This is a genomic window from Mesorhizobium sp. M1163 (assembly GCF_040318415.1).
Lineage (GTDB): Bacteria > Pseudomonadota > Alphaproteobacteria > Rhizobiales > Rhizobiaceae > Mesorhizobium.
On record NZ_JAMYMF010000036.1, the window covers coordinates 19,601 to 34,716 of the forward strand.

Consider the following 15,116-nt stretch of genomic DNA (forward strand, 5'->3'; position numbering starts at 1 on the left):
CGTCGGCCCGGTCGCAAGATCGGGCCGAAATGGTAAGGAGAACAAAAAAGGTACGACGCATAAGGATGTCCTTATGTGACATCCTCTTAAAACACCAAAGCCGACCCTCCCAGGCCGGCCTTGGATGCCGCGAATAAGCCGAAGCCCACGCGGGGCGACGAGATCAGAATCCCATCTCCTGTAGCAAGGTTATTATATGGAGATTCTGATCGAGGAGTCGAGAAGGCATCGGTAGCAGTGTGACTTTTTAACGGCTCCAGAAAGGCCCTCTCATTATGAAAACCGAACCGCAAATTAGCGCCAATAAATTGATTGAGTATTGCTTCGCTCGATCCACTCGACGATCTGTGATCATTGAAGATATCATCAGACCCAAGAACTTCCTCCTCGACACGCGCTACAATGAGATTGAGCGCGCAATGATGCATTTCATTGAAACTCACGGTCAGGATGACAGCCGACTGTCGCAGCTCGACAGGGCTTTGCTGTCGCGCCAACCTGCTACCTCGCACGATGAGCAAAGGCTTCTTACTGCTCACGATGCAATTGAACTTTGTCGCACTATGAGCTTGGCCAAGCTACCTACTGCTGCGAAATTAACCGGCATTCCGGATAGCCAGCCAAAGTTCTTTCTCAGCGGTGTCTCTGTTAGCGTCCGACCGACAAACTCGGCGAAGGTACCACAGACAGGAAAGAAGGAATTTGGCTTCGGCTTGGTTAAACCCTATCTCTGCAAGACTCTACCATTGTCGACAGAAACGTCGGCACTGCATGGGGCACTTCTCCATTGGTACGCGGAGGAATGCTTCCAAGAAGCCGGAGAACCACGAGCAGAGTTCTGTTTTGTGATTGATGTGTTTGCGCAGAAGATCTTCACTGCACCTGGTAGTTTCAGTCAACGCAGAAAGCTGCTGGCGGCGTCGTGCCAAGAGATCGCAGACAGGTGGCAGTCAATTCGGGCGAGGCTAATTGCTGACGAAGTGGCTAGTCGGAAACGGCTTAAGTAATCATCTGGCATGCTCCACCTTCTCCCGTCGTTCCGGGGAGAAGGTGAGCAGCGCCAGGAACCCTGAACAGCATCCTATACCAGTCCGGTCTGAAGGAGTGACAACATGCGGTACGCGGTGGTGATTGAAAAAGCCGGAAACAATTTTTCCGCTTATGTTCCGGATCTGCCCGGCTGCATCGCCACCGGTGCGACGGTGCCTGAGGTTGAAGCCGAAATTCGTGACGCAATACGCTTTCATATCGAAGGCCTGCGGGCCGACGGGCTGGATGTGCCCAAAGGGGTCAGCCTGGCGGAATATGTAGAGGCGTAGAGCCGCCAGCCGAACTGGGGCTGGTAGTTATCTACCACGCGTTTCGCTTTGATGGCACGGCATGGATCCTAGGGTCTGCGCTCCGCTTCGCGTTCGCTCCGCCCTAGGATGACGAAGACACGGGGCCTGGAGGCCAATCGCCAAAGCCGGTAATTGGCGGGAACATCCCTCCCTTCGTCATCCTAGGGCGGAGCAGGAGCGAAGCGACGTTGCGGAGACCCTAGGATCCATGCCGTGGCCCGGCGGCGCGATGCCGACAGTGGAAGCCAGGCACCCGACCGGCCGCGCTACTCCACTTCCGCCACCATCTGCCGTCCACCGACCCAGTCGCGCCACGCCCTCTCGTCGCCGTGGAACACGTTGAGGTCGATGCGGCCTCTCACACCGTGCGACAGGCCGGAGCCGGAATATTGCCAGAACAGCCATTTGCGGCCGGGATAGACCTTTGACGGATGCGCCGCCACGGCGCGCAGCCAGAATGGATAATCTGGGAATGCGCCGCGCAGATTGTCGCGGTAGAAGTCGGGCGCGGTGTAGATGATCGGCCGCTGGCCGTAGTGGCGCTCGAGCTTGTCCATGAACACCTGCATCTTCTCCAGCACCTTTTGCCGGGACGGGCGGCGCTTGCAGCTGGATTCGCCGTTCCACTCGACGTCGATCACCGGCGGCAGCGCACCCTCGACCCTCGGCACGTTGCGGATGAACCAGTCCGCCTGCTCGCCGGCGGTGCGGCACCAGTAGAAGAAATGATAGGCGCCGCGCTTCAGGCCGGCGGCGTCGGCATTGCGCCAGTTCCTGGTAAACATCGGGTCGATATGATCGCCGCCGTCGGTCGCCTTGATGTAGGCGAAATTGGCGCCCTGGGCGCGCAGCTTTTGCCAGTTCACATTGCCCTGCCAGCGCGAAACGTCGACGCCATGGACGGCAAGGCGCCTTGGCGAGGAGGACTTGCCGAAATTGATCGGCTTGGCGTCGCGAAAACCATAGCGCGTGACCGGCTCTGCAAGCATTGCCGGTGCTGCGCGTGTCAGCCGCTTCGGCGGCGACATCAGCGCGATCACCTCGGCCGGCGGTTCGACGTCCTGATCGGGTACGTCCATCGCGACCGGCTGTTCGTCCTGCTCCTGTTCGGCAAAAGCGGGCGCAGCATCAGTTTTCGCCACGGATGCCACCGGCGCGGGTGGCCGCACAACCGAGCTGGTGGTCTCGCTGGACGGCACTTGCAGCGCATCGACGCCGGAGGTCGACGTGCAACCGGCAAGGCACAGCGCTGCGATCGAAAAGATGACGACGCCTGATATCCGCATCTGGACCTGTACGCAAAACACAACAGACCGAAGGCAGGACAACGCCGCCGGACAAACCAAGCTGGATTCCTAACAAGAAACTACCAACAAAGTTTGAATCGAATTGTTAGGGCTCTCGTCGAGACGTCGGCGGGCAAAGGGACGCTGCCCTTCCACCGTTCGGCCACGTCGCTGGCTTCGCAATCCCGCTTGACAACTCACTGCGTGAGATTAGTCTTCGCTAATCTTACGATGTAAGGCCATACTTGGGAGGGAGTCATGCAGCCCGCCGCCTTGTCAGAATTGCAGCCCTTAGTCACGCCGGAGCCACGCTCGCCCGCCATCGGGATCGACGAGATATCCGGCGATCTCAGCCGCGTCATCGAACGCGCTGAGGTCGATGCCTGGCTCGATCTCTATCGCGCCGCCCCGGCAGACTTTGCCGCAAGGCAAGGCCTAGCCATCGCCGAAGATGGCGATCTCGTCTGGACCACCTGCACGACGATCCCGTTCATCCATTTCAACTGCGTCAAGAACCTTGGTGTCGATAGCGCGGCCACCGAGAGCCGGCTCGATACGCTTCTGAGGCATTATCGCGACGCCGGCATTCTGCGGCCCTGGTTCTACACCAACCCACACACCGAGCCCGCGACGCTCAGCTGCTGGCTCGAGGCGCGCGGCCTGCAGCGTCAGGGAGGCTGGGAACGCATCTTTCGCGACGCCACGCCGTTGCCAGCGGAGCCGCTTTTCCCGACGGAGGATGTCTCGGTCGAGCGGGTGACGCCGGCAACGGCAAGGGAATGGGCTGGGTTCATCGACAGCCAATACCGGTTGCCGACCTCACCGTGGTTACTGGCGCTGGCCGGCCGGCGCGGCTGGCACCATTACATGCTGCGGCGCGACGGCGCGGCGGCGGTGCGCTCGATGTTCATCGGCACCGACGGCATGGCCTGGAGCGGCATCGACGCGCCGGTGCCCGGCATCATGGCGCCGAGCTTCGATCTCGATGCAATGCTCGGCGAAGCGATGGTGCGCGACGGACTTGCGGCCGGTGCAAAACTGTTCGTGGCCGATATCGAGGCGCCGCAAGCCGAACGCGACGGGCCGGCCTATCGCAACTATGCACGTCTCGGCTTCAAACTCGCTTATTTCCGCAGCCATTACAGCTATTTGCCGGCAAATTCCGGCTAACCGCTTCAAGACCCTAGCCGCACAGCCACAGCTTGTGGCAGGTCGTGGCCATCAGGTGGGCCGGCGGTACAAAACGATCGTTGACCGCCACATCATCGTCCGCCCGCCGGACTTTTTCTTCGAGCAGCGTGCGAAGTTGCGCCGGTTGCACGCGGTCGCGCTCCATCACCAGCTTGATCATCGGATCGCTCAAGAGTTCGTCCAGGGTGTTGATGCTGTCGTTCATTCCGTCGCCTCCTCGACTGCCGCCCGCACGCAATAGATAGGCAGCAATGATGGCCCGCCAATGACGCTTTGCCGGCTATCTCGTGTCGCTTTGGATTAAATTTTGTCCAGATTTCACCTCAAACCGGAGGTGGCGCGCCTTCATATTGCGGCAGGCCGTCGTCGATCTGCACCCAGGGCTGCTTCGAGGCGGTCCAGATATGCATCTCGGGCCTGAACACTGAGGGGTCATCGAGCGAGCCGGTGGTGACGCCGATGATGCCGGCGGAATCGCGCCGGGAAAACATCGTCGTGCCGCAGCGCGGGCAAAAGCCGCGCTTGAGATCGGGCGAGGAATTCACCATCGCCAGCGGACCGTCGACCGTCACATCGTCGATACGGAACAGCATGCGCGCGTTGAAGGCGGCACCCAGCGCCTTCTGGCACAACCGGCAATGGCAGATCCGCTCATTGATCGGTGCCGCCTCGGCGCGGTAGCGCACCGCGCCGCACAAACATCCACCCTGATATCCAGCCATCGCCCGCGTCCCTTCCCTGTAAGGATAGGCGATACCTATCGATAGGCGTGGCAGCGTCAATTGAAAAGCTTTGATGGCGCCATCTATAGCTGTGATGCGGCCGATACACGATTGGCTCGATGCGCCGCGCCAAGGCCTCATCGACGAAATGCCGGCCGTCTCGCGGGAGACGGCCGGCAGACAATTGACTGCGTGTCAGTTCGTTTCGTTGACGACTTCGTCCCAGGTCTTGACCTTGGTCTCGCCATTAAGGAACGGCAGCGCGGCAGGTGTCAGTTCCGGCGCGAAGAACACATCGTAGTGGGTGCGGTTCGGCACGATCGCCAGGCGGTTCTGCGACAGGTTCTCGCGCATCCAGCCGGCGTCCTTCAATCCGCCGCCGAGCATCTGGTAGAATTTGATCTCGTGCTCGGGCCGGTACATGTCGCTGTCGCCAAACACCAGCATCACCGGCATTTTCAGCTTCGGCACGTCGGCGGAATAATCGTAGTCCTTGCGCATATAGGCGCCAAGTTGATCGAGGAGTTTCGGAAAATCCTCCGGATGCGGCGCAACGGCGACGTAGGATTTGTACATCGGCGTGTCCTTCATCATGTCAGCCATCGCCGCGCCGACCTGTGCCTGCTGGCCACGCATCTCGGCATAGAAGCCGTCCGCGGCGTAGGGGGTCGAGACCAGCACCAGCCGGCGCACCGCCTCGGGATGCTGCACGGCCATGCGGAAGGCGACGCCGCCACCCAGCGAATAACCCATGACGTCGACCTTGTCGTAGCCGAGCGCCTTGACGATCGCCGCCATGTCGTCGCCCATCGCCTCCAGGCTGAGCGGCCGGTCGCCGAGTGCGGTGCGGCCATGGCCCTGCAGGTCGACGCCGATGACGGTGCGGTTTTCGGTAAGCTTCGGCAGGATCGGCGCGAACATATCCGTCGTGCCGAGCCCGCCATGCAGCAGAAGCAGCGGCTCTCCCTTACCATAGACGGCGTAATAATAGTTCAAACCGTTGATCGGCAGCAGGCCGGATTTTTCCGGCTTCGGCAATGTTGCGGTTGCGGTCGTCATGGCGGGCTTGGCCTCCTCAGCGTTGATGGTGCCCGGCGCCGCAAACAGCGCGGCGGCCGAAGCGAAAATGGCGAAAAATATCGATCTGGACATGTCAGTCTCCCTCTCCCGTTTGCATCAAAGTCGCTTTGCGACTTCCTCGAGCTGTTCGGCGCACTGGCCCCAGCCCTCGTGAAAACCCATTTTCTCGTGCTGTTCGCGGTCGGCGACCGACCAATGCGCAACCCGGGCGACGTAGCGGGTCTTGCCCGTGCCCTCGTCCTCGAGTGTCACAATGCCGGTCATGAACGGTTTGGCGGAAGGCTCCCACGCCTTGGTATAGGCATCGGTGAAGACGAGCTTCCTGCCCGGCACGACTTCGAGGAAGACGCCGGGGTTCGCAAACTCGTTGCCGTCGGGACCGGCCATGACGACCAGGCTGGTGCCGCCGGCGCGAACGTCCATCTCAGCGCGCGGCGTCGTCCACGGCTTCGGCGCAAACCATTGCGTCAACAGCTTCGGCTCGGTCCAGCAGCGATAGACGTTCTCGCGCGGTGCATCGATGATGCGGGCGAGAACCAGTTCGCGGTCGGAGTTGGGGGCGATGTCGAGCTTGGTGGTCATGGTGTTTCCTCACATGTCGGGTTTGGCTTTCGTGTCTAGGACGAACCGACAAGACGCAAGCCGACACGGGTCCGCGAGAAAAAATCCGCGGGACCGGAGATTCGAACGACGGAACCGAGTGGCTTCAGTGGCGCTTGGCTTGGACGAGGTAGGCGTCGATCTCGGTCTCGCCCAGCCACTTGGCCGCTTCCAACCGGTGCAGGCCTTCGACGAGGATGTGGCGCTTGCCGTCATGGCGCACCTGGATCGGCGTCTTCATGCCGTTTTCCAGAATGTCCTCGGCCAGATGGCGGACGGTCTCGGGATGCAGCGTCTTCTTGCGCGCGGTCGGCACGTAAATGTCGTTGACCCTAACCTTTTGCACTCTCAGCATATCGGCTCCCGTGGCGGACAAGGCCGCGGTTTGTGAGATAGTCTGTTTGTCCGGCAAGGCCAAGGGAGCAGCCCGGCGATGGCTGGCCCGATCGTTTCCAATTGACGCTTGGCCGGCGGATGGCCGAAATGGCGGCCTTTCGACCTTAGCGGTGTCCATGAACCATCTGCCGACCGAGTTTCCCGATTTCGGACTGACGCCGGAGCAGCGACGCCAGGCGGTGCGCAGCCATTACTGGGAATGGCCGGGCATGGATGGCGGGCGCGGCGAGATCTGGTGCTATAGCGATCGTTTTTCCTACCGCCCCGGCGACATGGTGGCGCTGCATGTCAGCTCGACGGCCGCCAGCTTCGGCATTGTGGTCGTCCGTGACGGCGGCATGGAAGTGACGACGTTCGAGGAGGCCGGTATCGCGGCGCGCTGGCAGGATACGCCGGATCAGTGTTCGGTCGAGGGCTGCGGCTGGCAAGCATCGTTCGAATTTCGCATCGGCGACGACTGGCCGTCCGGTGCCTATCGCGTCACGCTTGAAGCCGACGCTCGCGACGGCAACCCGATCCGCTGCCATCATCTTTTCATCGTCGCGCCGCAGCCCGGCAAGAAGCTTGGTCGTGTGCTGCAGGTGGCGGCCACCGGCACCTGGCTCGCCTACAACACATGGGGCGGTTCCAACCATTACGAAGGCATCACCGGGCCAGGCCGCGACAAGTATGCACGAATGGTGTCGACGCAGCGGCCTTGGTGCCGCGGCTTCGTCGTGCTGCCCAGGGACGCGCCGCGCGTGCCGCTCGAAGTCGCCGTGCCGCCGAAAACCGTGCCGCGCTATCCGCATATGGAATGGGCGTTTGCCACCGGCCATTCGAAGAAATACGCCTCGTCCGGCTGGGCAAGCTATGACAGCCATTTCTTCCGCTTCGCCGAGCGTGCCGGCTACGCCGTCGATCTTGCCAGCCAGCACGATCTGCATTTTTCGCCCGACATTCTCGACGGCTACGACTGCGTCGTCTTCGTCGGCCACGACGAATACTGGACCTGGGAGATGCGCGATGCGGTCGACACCTATGTCGAGCGCGGCGGCCATGCGGCGCGCTTCGCCGGCAATTTCATGTGGCAGACCAGGCTGGAGGACGAAGGCCGCCGGCAGGTCTGCTACAAATACCGCGCTCGCGCAGAGGACCCGGCCTATCGCGGCGGCGATATAAGGCGCGCCACCAATTCCTGGGAAGCGCCGGAAATCGGCCGGCCGGGTGCGGCGACCTTCGGCCTCAATGCGACAAGAGGCGTCTATGCGGGCTGGGGCGGCTGCGCGCCGCGCGGCGTACGCGGCTTTCCGGTCTACCGGCCTGAGCATTGGGCGTTTGCCGGCACCGGCATCTACTATGGCGACCTGCTCGGCGCCGACAGCCATGTCTATGGCTACGAGGTCGACGGGCTCGATTTCGAGATCCGCGGCGGCCTGCCCTACCCCACGCCCGACAGCGGCGCACCGGACGGCCTGCAGGTGCTCGCGGTCGGCATGGCTGCCCAGGTCGAGGAAAGCGCCGACATTCCGTTCGAGGACCAGTTCCTCGGCGACGAGGACGGTCGCTTCACCGCCGAAACGCTGTTCGGCGAGGCAAGCGACGCCAATCTCGACAAGGTCAAACGCGGCAACGGCATGATCGTCAATTTCCCGCGCGGCAAGGGCGAGGTGTTTCACGCAGGAAGCTGCGAATGGGTCGCCGGCCTGCTAAGGCAGGACGCGATGGTCGAGCGCGTCACCAGAAATGTCCTCGACCGCTATCTTGGAAAGCCATGACATGCTGAAGTCCCCTGTCCCGGAAGCCCGCGAAGCCTCGCATCTGTTTTATCTGTCCAGCCTGCGTCGGCCGCTGATCGACCGCGCCGAAGGCATCTACATGTGGACGCAGGATGGCCGCCGCTTCATCGACGGATCGAGCGGGCCGATGGTCGCCAATATCGGCCACTCCAACCGCAACGTGCTCGACGCGATGAAACGGCAGATGGACCGCGCCACCTTCGCCTACCGCCTGCATTTCGAGAACGAACCGGCCGAGGAGCTCGCGCGGCAACTGGCGGCCAAACTCCCCGAGGGCCTGGACCGCATCTTTTTCGTCTCCGGCGGCTCGGAGGCAACGGAATCCTGCGTCAAGCTGGCGCGGCAATGGGCGGTCGCCACCGGCCAGCCCAGCCGCTGGAAGGTGATCACGCGTTTTCCGTCCTATCATGGCGGCACGCTGGGTGCGCTCGCCGTCACCGGCGACGATGCGCTGGCCGAAACATTTGCGCCGATGATGCAAGTGATGCCGACCGTGCCGGCGCCCATCGCCTGGCGCGACCGCGACAATCTTTCGATGGAACAGCGCGGCATCCGCTATGCCGACATGCTGGAGGAGAAGATTCTCGCCGAGGGGCCGGACAGCGTGCTCGCCTTCATCATGGAGCCGGTCGGTGGCGCTGCCACGGCAGCACTGGTGGCGCCGGACAGCTACTATCCGCGCATCCGCGAGATCTGCGATCGCTACGGCATCCTGCTCATCCATGACGAGGTGATGAGCGGCGCCGGTCGCACCGGAAAATTCCTCGGCGGCGACCACTGGAACTGCAAGCCCGACATCGTTGCGCTGTCGAAGGGGCTGGGCTCGGGCTACGCGCCGCTCGGCGCGCTGGCGGCACCGATGCGGCTGGTGCAGCCATTGCTCGCATCGGGCGGCTTCCAGCATGGCCATACCTATGCCGGCAACCCGCTCGCCTGCGCCGCCGGGCTCGCCGTACTCGGCGAGATGGACCGTCTCGGCCTGATCGCCAATGCGGCCGATATGGGCAAGCTTTTGATGGACGAGCTGAAGGGATTGGCGAAGCGGTTTCCGTTCATCGCCGACGTCCGCGGCAAGGGCCTGCTCACAGGTGCCGAAATGGTCGCCGACCCAGATACGCTGAGGCCGATCGAGCCGGCAAAGAAGGCCACCCAGCGGCTGCTCGACCTCGCCTATGAGCGCGGACTGATCATCTACGGACGCAAGGTCAAGGGCGGCGTCGACGGCGACAATTTCATGGTCGCGCCGCCGATGATCGTCACCGCCGCGCAGATCGGCGAGATCGTAGCCATCATCGGCGACTCGCTCGAAGTGCTGGCCGGTGAACTCGACCTGCCGGTCGAAGGCTGAGGGGCGAACCATGGCGCCGCGAAAAATCATTATCACCTGCGCCGTCACCGGGTCGGTGCACACACCATCGATGTCGCCGCATCTGCCGGTGACGCCGGACCAGATCGCCGCCGACGCGATCGCCGCCGCCGAAGCCGGTGCCTCGATCCTGCATCTTCACGCCCGCGACCCCAAGGATGGAAGGCCGACCGCCGACCCCGAGGTGTTCATGCAGTTCCTGCCGCGCATCAAGCAGGCGACCGACGCAGTGATCAACATCACCACCGGTGGCTCCTCGCTGATGACGCTCGACCAGCGGTTGGCCGCCCCGCTCAGGGCGGAGCCGGAAATGTGCTCGCTCAACATGGGCTCGATGAATTTCGCGCTGTTCCCCATGCTCGAGCGGCCGCGGGAGTGGCAGCACGAATGGGAGCCGAAGCTGCTCGAGGCGACCCGCGACACGATCTTCAAGAACACCTTTGCCGACATGGAGACGGTGCTCGAAAAGCTTGGGCGCGGATGCGGCACGCGCTTTGAATTCGAGTGCTACGATGTCGGCCACCTCTACTCGCTGGCGCATTTCCGCGACCGCGGGCTGGTGTCGGGACCGCTGTTCATCCAGTTCGTGTTCGGCATCCTCGGTGGCATCGGCGCCGATCCCGAAAACCTGATCCACATGAAGCGCATCGCCGACAAACTGTTCGGCGACAGCTACCAGTTTTCGGTGCTGGCCGCCGGACGCCATCAGATGCCGATGATCTCGATTGCGGCGGCGATGGGCGGCAACGTTCGCGTCGGGCTGGAGGACAGCCTCTACGACGGGCGCCAACTGGCCAAGTCCAATGCCGACCAGGTCCGCCGTATCCGCAGCGTGCTCGACGGGCTGTCGCTGGACGTCGCGACGCCGGCCGAGGCGCGGCAGATGCTGGCGCTCAAGGGCGGCGACCGTGTGGCGTTCTGATGGTTGCGCTCCGGCACACCCCCCTCTGGCCTGCCGGCCATCTCCCCCTCAAGAGGAGAGATCGGCAGCTTCGATCTCGCTGCCCACCCTGCAACGTTGGTGAATGGCGAAACCCGGCGCGACATCCAATCTCCCCCCTTGAGGGGGAGATGTCCGGCAGGACAGAGGGGGGTGCCTGGGCGCCCTGCCTGCCGTGAGTACGCCATCCACAAACGTGCTTATCCGCCCCGGCCGGGTGGAGGACGTCGAAACCATCCACGCCGCACTCCTACGGCTCGGCGCGCATGTCGGCGCACATCAGGAGATCACCTCGACAGCTGCGGATCTCCGCACCTATGGCTTTGGCGAAAAGCCTGCCTTCTCGACCTTGATCGCCGAAGTCGGCGGCGAATTTGCCGGGCTTTGCCTGCATTTTCCGATCTTCTCGACATGGATGGGACGACCCGGCGTCTATGTGCAGGACCTCTACGTCGAGGACCGGTTTCGCGGCCGCAGGATCGGCGAGCGCCTGCTGCGCCGGGTGGCGGCGCAGTGCCGGAAGGCAGGCGGCGTCTATCTCAGGCTGTCCGTCGATACCGACAACGAGACCGCCAAGGCTTTTTACGAACGTTTGGGCATTGCCTGGTCGAGCTACGAGCAGGTGCAGAAGATCGTCGGCGACGCCTTTTTCGCCTTCGCCGATGCACCGGAGGAGCCAACATGAAAGCCTTCTATGCCGAAGAACAGAAGCGCCACGACCCGAAGGCGTTCCTCTCAAGCGGCGCGCCGCAGCCCAATCCGGAAAAGCCGGAACGGGTCGAGCGATTGCTAGCCGGCGCAAAGGCTGCCGGCTGCACGATCGAACGGCCGCGGGATCACGGGCTCGGCCCGATTGCGGCGGTGCATACGCCCGAATATCTCGATTTCCTCCAGCATATCTTCGCGCGCTGGCAGCGCATCGAGGGTGCCTCTGCCGAGGTCATTCCCAACATCCATCCGATCGCGCGGCACGGCTCCTATCCTGCCTCGGCAGTCGGCCAGGCCGGCTACCACATGGCCGACACCGCCTGCCCGATCTCCGGCGAGACGTGGCAGAGCGCACTGTGGAGCGCCTGGAGCGCGGTTGAAGCAGCCGAGGCGGTGATGTCGGGCGTGCCTTCAGCCTATGCGCTCTGCCGTCCGCCCGGCCATCACGCCTTTGCCGAGGTCGCCGGCGGCTTCTGCTTCATCAACAATTCGGCGGTCGCCGCACGGGTTCTGCGCAAGCAAGCGGCGCGGGTGGCGATCCTCGACGTCGACCTGCATCACGGCAATGGCACGCAGGGCATCTTCTATGCCCGGCCGGACGTGCTCACCGTGTCGCTGCATGCCGACCCGGTGCGCTTCTATCCGTTTTTCTGGGGCCATGCCGACGAGCGCGGCGAAGGCGCCGGCCTCGGCTACAATCTCAACCTGCCGCTGCCGCGCAAATCCGGCGACGCCGCATTCGTCGAAGCACTGGACGTGGCTTTCCAGCGTATCCGCGCCTTTGCGCCAGAAGCGCTGGTGGTGGCGCTCGGCCTCGACGCCTTCGAGGGCGATCCGTTCGGTGGGCTGTCGGTGAGCACGCCCGGTTTCTCGCGCATTGGCGAGGCCATCGCCGGTCTCGGCCTATCGACAGTCATCGTCCAGGAAGGCGGCTATCTCTGCGACGAGCTCGGCGACAATCTCACCGCCTTCCTCACCGGTTTTGGCGGCGCCCACAAGCGATGATCGGCCCGCGCGGCGCGCTCAGGATCGTTCCTGCCTCAGCATGGCGACAACGCGGTGCACACTCTCCAGCGTCTCGTCGATCTCGGCTGAAGTGTTGTAATGAGCGATGCCTATGCGCACGACGCCCTGGTCGGCCGGAATGCCGAGCTGGTGCACAATCTCCCAGGCGTAGTTGTGGCCGGACCATAGGAAGATGTTTTCCGCATTCATCTGCCGCACGATCGCCTCCGGCACGATGCCTTGGACGGTGAAGGACACCGTCGGCACGCGCTCATTGATCCGCTTCGGATCGGTGATGCCGTGGATGGTCAGGCCGGCAATATCCGACAGACCGTCGATCAGCCGTTGCGCCAGCGGGTTCTCGTAAGCGATCGACAATTCGAAGGCCTTGGTTATTTTCTGGCGGCGCGATGCTTGATCGCCGGCCGCCGCGCCCAGCTCGGCAAGATAATCGACCGCCGCCGACAGGCCGGCCATCAATTCAATTTGCGGCGTGCCGAGCTCGAAGCGCTCCGGCAAGGCATTGGACGAGCAACGGCATTTGTACGGCTTCAGCGCATCGACGACGTCCAGCCTGCCCCACAAAATTCCCATATGTGGGCCGAAGAACTTGTAGGCCGAGCAGATCAGGAAATCACAGCCGAGATTTTGGACGTCGATCAGGCCATGCGGGGCGAACTGCACGGCATCAACGTAGACCAACGCACCGGCCTGCCTGGCAGTGCGGGTCAACGCCTTCACCCGGTTGATCGACCCGGTGAGATTGCTGGCGTAGTTGAGCGCGATGAGCCGCGTCCTCTCGGAAAGCAGCGCGGCGAGCGCCGCCTCCTCGATCTGCCAGCTCTGCTGGTCGAAAGGTAGCCAGCGCACGACAAGGCCAAGGTCTTCAGCCAGTTGCAGCCAGGGTGAGATGTTGCCCTCATGGTCCATGCGGGTGAGGATGATCTCGTCGCCGGGTTTCATCGTACGGCCAAGCGTTCGCGACATGTGGTAGGTCAACGTCGTCATGTTGGCGCCGATGATGATTTCCCGCGGACTTGCCGCGCCAAGGAAATCCGCCATCGCCAGATGGGCCTCGTCGACGATGTCTTGTGCCGCGATGGTGGTCTCGAAGAAGCCGCCGAGATTGGCATTGGTGGTCAGCAGGCAGCGTGACACCGCGTCCGCCACCGCCTGCGGCACCTGCGTGCCGGCAGGATTGTCGAGATAGATGCGCCTGCGGCCCTTGTCGGTCAGCGACAAGGCCGGAAATTTTGCGCGCACCGCGTCGATCCGGAAGTCCATGGCTGTTCCCCTCCCCTTATGATCATCGGACGATCACGTCTCGACGCCTCACGGGCACGGATTGCCGACGCGCTGGTGGATCGCATCGACGGCTTTCTGCATGTCCTCGGTCCAGACCACGTTGGCGGAAGAGAGCGCCATTTCGAGTTGCGAAATGGTGGTGGCACCGATGATGTTCGAAGTGACCAAGGGCCGGTTCGAGACATAGGCATTGGCAAACAGGGCCGGCTCCATGCCGAAGGTGCGCGCCAACCGGTTGTATTCGAGCTGCACTTCGGCAGCATTCGGCGTCTCGTAGCGCTGGCCGCGGTTGAACAACTGCGAGCGCGAGCCCTGCGGCCGCGCGCCATGATCGTATTTGCCGGTCAAATAGCCTTGCGCCAGCGGCGAATAGGCAAGCAGCGACACCTGCTCGCGCTCGCAGACTTCGGCAAGGTTCACCTCGAAGGTGCGGTTGACGAAATTATAGGCGTTCTGCAACGAGACGACGCGCGGGCCGAGGCCCTTGTCGGCTTCGGCAATGAAACGCATGACGCCCCAGGAATTCTCGTTCGACAGGCCGAAGTGGCGGATCTTGCCGGCCTTCACCAGCTCGTCGAACACACCAAGCGTCTCGGCGATCGGCGTCTCGCCCTCCGGCACGCCGGCGGCATCGGAGCGTCGCGGCACGGCGCCGATGCGGTTCGGATTGGCGCCCCACGGTACGTCGCGTTCCGGCCAATGGATCTGGTAGAGATCGATGTAATCGGTGTTGAGCCTGGCGAGTGACTTATCAATAGCGTCGAAGATGTCGGCGCGCACCAGCTTCGACGGGCGGTCGCCGCGAAACCAGGTGTTGGCGGTGCGGCCAACCACTTTCGAGGCGATGATCACCTGGCCGCGATTGCGCTTCTCCTTCATCCAGTTGCCGATGATTGTCTCGGTGCGGCCCTGCGTCTCGGCCTTGGGCGGGATCGGATAGAGTTCGGCGGTGTCGATGAAATTGACGCCGCGCGCAAACGCCAAATCCATCTGAGCGTGACCGTCCGCCTCGGTGTTCTGCTGGCCCCAGGTCATCGAGCCGAGGCAGATCTGCGACACGAAAAGATCGGTCTGGCCGAGGCGGCGTTTGTGCATGGAGGTTCTCCGGCGGGAATTTTGCGCGGCTGCGCGAGGAGGAAGCAATAGCATACAGGAAAGCGCCGGCCGCTTCCAAGCCCGCCGCCGGCAGGCCAGGCGACTTTCCCAGGATGCCGGCGAACGGGGTTTATCCCCACGGCCAATAAAAAGCCGGACTGCATGTGCATGCAGTCCGGAAGTTCGCCAGGAATGGCGAGGAAAAACCGGCCAAATGCCGGCACTGACGCATACGGTCGAAGTGCCGCAGAAGTTTCGCCGGACCAGCCGAATTATGTCAAAAAAGATCGGGGCAGCATGGCTG

At 62.9% G+C, this 15,116-nt stretch carries 16 protein-coding genes; 8 read left to right on the forward strand and 8 right to left on the reverse strand.

Annotated elements, in window-relative coordinates; translation table 11 throughout:
* Positions 1–275: 275 nt before the first annotated feature.
* Positions 276–1,007 carry a hypothetical protein gene (locus tag NKH43_RS28070; RefSeq protein ID WP_352481148.1) on the forward strand — a complete coding sequence of 244 codons (732 nt, stop codon included), beginning with the start codon at positions 276–278 and terminating at the stop codon, positions 1,005–1,007.
* Between the two features lie 105 nt (positions 1,008–1,112).
* Positions 1,113–1,319, forward strand: a complete 207-nt coding sequence (locus NKH43_RS28075) for a type II toxin-antitoxin system HicB family antitoxin (RefSeq protein ID WP_023783899.1) — start codon at positions 1,113–1,115, stop codon at positions 1,317–1,319.
* A 287-nt stretch (positions 1,320–1,606) separates the two neighbouring features.
* On the opposite strand, the gene NKH43_RS28080 is transcribed toward NKH43_RS28075, so the two are convergent.
* The gene (locus NKH43_RS28080) at positions 1,607–2,626 is read right to left on the reverse strand and encodes a GH25 family lysozyme (RefSeq protein ID WP_352481149.1); all 1,020 of its coding nucleotides are present in this window, start codon (positions 2,624–2,626) and stop codon (positions 1,607–1,609) included.
* A gap of 258 nt (positions 2,627–2,884) precedes the next feature.
* On the opposite strand from NKH43_RS28080, the gene NKH43_RS28085 reads away from it, so the two are divergent.
* Positions 2,885–3,796, forward strand: coding sequence for a hypothetical protein (locus tag NKH43_RS28085; protein ID WP_352817500.1), 912 nt, complete (start codon positions 2,885–2,887; stop codon positions 3,794–3,796).
* Positions 3,797–3,809: 13 nt separating this feature from the next.
* On the opposite strand, the gene NKH43_RS28090 is transcribed toward NKH43_RS28085, so the two are convergent.
* From NKH43_RS28090 to NKH43_RS28110, 5 genes are all read right to left on the reverse strand, one after another.
* Positions 3,810–4,022 carry a hypothetical protein gene (locus NKH43_RS28090; RefSeq protein WP_352495816.1) on the reverse strand — a complete coding sequence of 71 codons (213 nt, stop codon included), beginning with the start codon at positions 4,020–4,022 and terminating at the stop codon, positions 3,810–3,812.
* Between the two features lie 118 nt (positions 4,023–4,140).
* Positions 4,141–4,539: a GFA family protein gene (locus NKH43_RS28095; protein ID WP_352481152.1), complete on the reverse strand. Its 399-nt coding sequence runs from the start codon at positions 4,537–4,539 to the stop codon at positions 4,141–4,143.
* Between the two features lie 195 nt (positions 4,540–4,734).
* Entirely contained in the window at positions 4,735–5,691 is a 957-nt protein-coding gene (locus NKH43_RS28100) for an alpha/beta fold hydrolase (RefSeq protein WP_352481153.1), read from the reverse strand.
* Between the two features lie 24 nt (positions 5,692–5,715).
* Positions 5,716–6,201, reverse strand: a complete 486-nt coding sequence (locus tag NKH43_RS28105; protein WP_023717419.1) for an SRPBCC family protein — start codon at positions 6,199–6,201, stop codon at positions 5,716–5,718.
* Between the two features lie 124 nt (positions 6,202–6,325).
* On the reverse strand, positions 6,326–6,574 hold the full coding sequence (locus NKH43_RS28110) for a ParB N-terminal domain-containing protein (protein ID WP_352481155.1): 249 nt from the start codon (positions 6,572–6,574) through the stop codon (positions 6,326–6,328).
* Between the two features lie 157 nt (positions 6,575–6,731).
* On the opposite strand from NKH43_RS28110, the gene NKH43_RS28115 reads away from it, so the two are divergent.
* The 5 genes from NKH43_RS28115 to NKH43_RS28135 all read left to right on the forward strand — a co-directional run bounded on the left by NKH43_RS28115 (position 6,732) and on the right by NKH43_RS28135 (position 12,412).
* Positions 6,732–8,372, forward strand: a complete 1,641-nt coding sequence (locus NKH43_RS28115) for a N,N-dimethylformamidase beta subunit family domain-containing protein (RefSeq protein ID WP_352481156.1) — start codon at positions 6,732–6,734, stop codon at positions 8,370–8,372.
* 1 nt (position 8,373) lies between these two features.
* Positions 8,374–9,741, forward strand: a complete 1,368-nt coding sequence (locus NKH43_RS28120) for an aminotransferase family protein (RefSeq protein WP_352860909.1) — start codon at positions 8,374–8,376, stop codon at positions 9,739–9,741.
* Between the two features lie 10 nt (positions 9,742–9,751).
* A complete protein-coding gene (gene kce / locus NKH43_RS28125) occupies positions 9,752–10,681 on the forward strand; it encodes a 3,5-dioxohexanoate:acetyl-CoA acetone transferase (protein WP_023717415.1) in 930 nt (309 codons plus the stop codon).
* Positions 10,682–10,874: 193 nt separating this feature from the next.
* Positions 10,875–11,384, forward strand: a complete 510-nt coding sequence (locus NKH43_RS28130; protein WP_352495812.1) for a GNAT family N-acetyltransferase — start codon at positions 10,875–10,877, stop codon at positions 11,382–11,384.
* A complete protein-coding gene (locus tag NKH43_RS28135; protein WP_352860911.1) occupies positions 11,381–12,412 on the forward strand; it encodes a histone deacetylase family protein in 1,032 nt (343 codons plus the stop codon). The genes NKH43_RS28130 and NKH43_RS28135 overlap by 4 nt, the downstream gene beginning before the upstream one ends.
* An 18-nt stretch (positions 12,413–12,430) precedes the next feature.
* Here the strand turns inward: NKH43_RS28135 and NKH43_RS28140 are convergent, their stop codons facing one another.
* Together NKH43_RS28140 and NKH43_RS28145 are read right to left on the reverse strand one after the other, a co-directional pair.
* On the reverse strand, positions 12,431–13,696 hold the full coding sequence (locus NKH43_RS28140; RefSeq protein WP_352860913.1) for a cysteine desulfurase-like protein: 1,266 nt from the start codon (positions 13,694–13,696) through the stop codon (positions 12,431–12,433).
* Positions 13,697–13,744: 48 nt separating this feature from the next.
* Positions 13,745–14,812, reverse strand: a complete 1,068-nt coding sequence (locus NKH43_RS28145) for an aldo/keto reductase (protein ID WP_023717412.1) — start codon at positions 14,810–14,812, stop codon at positions 13,745–13,747.
* Positions 14,813–15,116: the final 304 nt, after the last annotated feature.